The sequence below is a fragment of the Euzebyales bacterium genome (genome assembly GCA_036374135.1).
Lineage (GTDB): Bacteria > Actinomycetota > Nitriliruptoria > Euzebyales > JAHELV01 > JAHELV01.
Map to the genome: position 1 here is coordinate 1 of DASUUK010000058.1, position 3,355 is coordinate 3,355.

3 protein-coding genes are annotated in these 3,355 nt (G+C 69.7%); 2 read left to right on the plus strand and 1 reads right to left on the minus strand.

Translation table 11 applies throughout. The annotated features are described in order from the left end of the window. The coding region (locus tag VFZ70_09225) for an MFS transporter (GenBank protein ID HEX6255978.1) at nucleotides 1-571 on the minus strand (571 nt) is incomplete at its 3' end. 830 nt (nucleotides 572-1,401) lie between these two features. On the opposite strand from VFZ70_09225, the gene VFZ70_09230 reads away from it, so the two are divergent. Continuing rightward, a complete protein-coding gene (locus tag VFZ70_09230) occupies nucleotides 1,402-2,340 on the plus strand; it encodes a TIGR03086 family metal-binding protein (protein ID HEX6255979.1) in 939 nt (312 codons plus the stop codon). 268 nt (nucleotides 2,341-2,608) lie between these two features. Continuing rightward, the gene (locus tag VFZ70_09235) at nucleotides 2,609-3,040 is read left to right on the plus strand and encodes a MarR family winged helix-turn-helix transcriptional regulator (GenBank protein HEX6255980.1); all 432 of its coding nucleotides are present in this window, start codon (nucleotides 2,609-2,611) and stop codon (nucleotides 3,038-3,040) included. Nucleotides 3,041-3,355 lie beyond the last annotated feature (315 nt).

The following is a 3,355-nucleotide window of genomic DNA, read 5'->3' on the forward strand; positions in this document are numbered from 1 at the left end:
GGACCGGACCCACCGTGCCTGGTGCCAGCACCCTCCACGTCACCGCGGCCGCCACCAGCCCGATCGCCGCGAACACCCACCATGCGGCCCGCCATCGGTCACCGGCCACCAACACGAGCCCGCTGGCGACCACCAGGCCGACCGGCGAGCCGGCATTGACCAGCGCCAGAGCACGCCGGCTCCCAGACGACGGGACCTGGTCGTCGACCGCATCCGAGAATGGCCCCCACGTCCCGCCGGCGCTCGTGCCCGCAGTGGCGATCCCCGCAGCCAGCAGCACCGGGCCGGGCGCAGACGCCGTCATGGCCGCGCCGACCGCCAGCAGCAGACACCCGGACACGACCGGCACGCGTGGCCCGAAACGGGCCGTGAGGACACCGGTGACCACTGTGGCCACCAAGTAGGCAGCCTGTGCTGTGCTGGCGTAGAAACCGAGAACGTCCAGGGACAGGCCGAACTCCTCTCGAAAGGTCGGCACGAACAACCCGTACGCCAGCCGGCCAATGCCATACGTCGCCACCAGTGCCAGCAGACCCGCGCTCCCCACGCGCGAGGCCTGACTGATGCGCACGACCATCCTTCCACGGCATCCGACACGATGGGCCAAGAGCCCGTCGTCCTCACCACCGCACAGACTCAGCACGCCGGTGAGTTCCCGACCACCGGACCACAGCGGCGCGCCGCCCTCACAGGCGTTCGGAAACGGCTACCCATGGTACGAGCCGGCGAGGACAGCCTCCGATCGCAACCGACGTATCGCACGGTCGTGGTGGGGACTGTTGACTCCGAGCTCTTCACACCGTCCCCGGCCTTCGCGCGGGCGACGCCTAGCAGGCAATCGGCTAGCAACATCGCCGAACTTGATCTCATCATTCATGCTCTGCGAACCGCCGCAATCTGGTGCGCTCGCGACGCAACAGGGCCTGCGGTCTCGACCGCCCGGCGCGGCCCGTATCGCGCGGCGCTTGCTGAGGACGTGCCGCTGGCCGATCGTCAAACGGACACCGTCGACGCTCGCTGTCCGAGGCGCCTCCGCGGTCCGGTGGTGCTGTGCGCGGGTCCTGCGCGGCATGCAGGCACGTCGCCGCGGGTTCATCGTCAACACCTGCAGCGAAGAGGGGTGTTCGTGTACCCCGGCACGGGCGCGTACGCCGTCAGCAAGCACCAACCCCTCGGGATCAAGGCGTGGGCGGTGTGTCCTGGCATGGTTGACACGCCGATGACGGATGCTTGTCCCGGGCCGACCCGGCAGCGGCTCGTGACGGTCGGCGACGTCGTGGGCGTCGTCGAGGGACTGGTGTTGCAGCGCGAGAACGTAAGCTCGGTCCGCAGTTCCTGATCCGCGCAATGCGAAACCGTGGAGCCATGACACCGCGCTGAAGGCCTCGAGATCGAGGAGCAATGATGCACGCTGACTTGACCGCCCATGACCGCGCCGAATCCGCCAGGCTCATCGAGCGACACAGGCGAGCCACTGCCGGCTTTGGCGATCTCGTGCACGCCGTCCGGTCAGACGAGTGGGGTCTGCCGACGCCGTGCGCCGAGTGGACGGTGCGCGAGCTGGTCAACCACGTCACCGCCGAGAACCTGTGGATGCCGCCTTTACTGTCGGGCGCCACGACCGACGACGTCGGTGACCGCTTCGACGGCGACGTGCTCGGCGACGACCCGCTCCGCGCGTGGGACGTCGCGGTGGCTGAGGCGCTTGCCGCACTCGACGCGCCCGGCGCCCTGTCCCGCGCGGTCCATCTGTCGTTCGGGAGCACTTCCGCGGACGAGTACGTCCGCCAGCTACTGGCCGATCATCTTGTGCACGCCTGGGATCTAAGCCAAGCGCTCGACGCAGACGGCCGGCTCGACGACGAGCTCGTCACCGCCTGCGCCGACTGGTTCGACGCCGTCGAGGAGACCTATCGCCGGGCGGGGGTCGTCGGACGCCGCGAGCCGGTGGCCGTTGACGCCGATGCCCAGACCCGGCTGCTCGCCCGGTTCGGCCGCAGCGCCACGCGCTTCCTGGTGGAGCGGTTCACGCACGCGTTCAATGCTCACGACGTGGACGCGGTCATGCGGCTCATGACCGACGACTGCGTGTTCGACAGCACCGGACCCGCGCCGGACGGTCGCCGCTACCGCGGCCGCGACGAGGTCAGGGCGTGCTGGCAGAAGCTGTTCGACACCACGCCGTCGGCTCACTTCGCGCTCGAGGACGTCGTCGCCACGGACGAGCGGGCCGTCGCCCGTTGGACCTACGACTGGGGCGCCGGCCACGTCCGCGGCGTCGACGTGTACACCATCGGCGACGGCAAGGTCGCCGCCAAGTACTCCTACGTCAAGGGATGATGCAAGGCTGACCCGCTCGGTCGGTGCGGCCATCCCGCGAGCACATTCGGTACCGTCCCACCCGGCGGGGAGCACGCCGGCGGCATGGGCGTGTGCGTCGGCGGCCGGCGCCGGTGACGCCCTGTTCGCGGTCGCGAGCAGGCGCTCGAGTTTGCGTTCGACCTGCGGCGGGTGAGGCCGGTGACCTTGGTGCGGCGGCCGTGCTCGTCGCGGGGCAGCCGCCCGACCCATCCTTCGACGGAGGCGTCCCAGGTGTACAGAGCTACCGATGGTCGTGGTCTTGCCCGCACCGTTCGGGCCGAGGAGGCCGAAGATCTCCCCCTCGCCGACTTGGACCGTCACGCCTCTGACCGCTTCGATCTGGCGCATCGGCCGGGACGGGCCGATGACGCAACGCCAGCTCAGCGACGCGCTGCGGTGCACCCCGCGCAATGTCACGGGCCTGGTCGACGCCTTGGAGAACGTCGGGCTCGTAGTCCGCCAACCACACCCGACCGACCAGCGAGCCACACTGGTCACGTTGACCGACCGTGGCAACCAGACCGCTCGGCGGTGGCATGCCGGGTACCGGAACCTGGGACGCCACCTGTTCGGGGACATGAACGCCATCCACGCCACCGACCTCGTCGCCGCACTCGACCACATCCTCGAACGCCTCCGCAACCTGGAACCGGACGCCAACCGCCACGACGAACCGTAGATCCTGACCAATCTTCACCAGCCGCCAACTCGCCGACTCGACCAGAAGCGCCGTGACGTCACCGACGGTGCGGTCGTCGGGTCCCGACGGGTACTGACCTGCTCCGTGTCGGCGCGATCGAGTCGGTGCGCATCGGCCGCGCCCGCCGCGTCCCCGCCGACGCGCTGCACGACTACGTCACCCGACTCCGCACCGACGCATCCGGCTACGAGGCCATCTACCGTGCCCCCTGACCCCCGAACGCCTCAGCCACAACGAAGGCTCCGTCACCGATCCCAGGGTCGGCTCAGTGATCTCCCGTGGTAGGCCGCGGGT

Excerpts from the sequence above, each read along its gene's own strand:
- VFZ70_09235 (HEX6255980.1), top strand. The coding sequence starts at position 2,609 with ATGGTCGTGGTCTTGCCCGCACCGTTCGGGCCGAGGAGGCCGAAGATC.
- VFZ70_09230 (HEX6255979.1), top strand. The coding sequence starts at position 1,402 with ATGATGCACGCTGACTTGACCGCCCATGACCGCGCCGAATCCGCCAGG.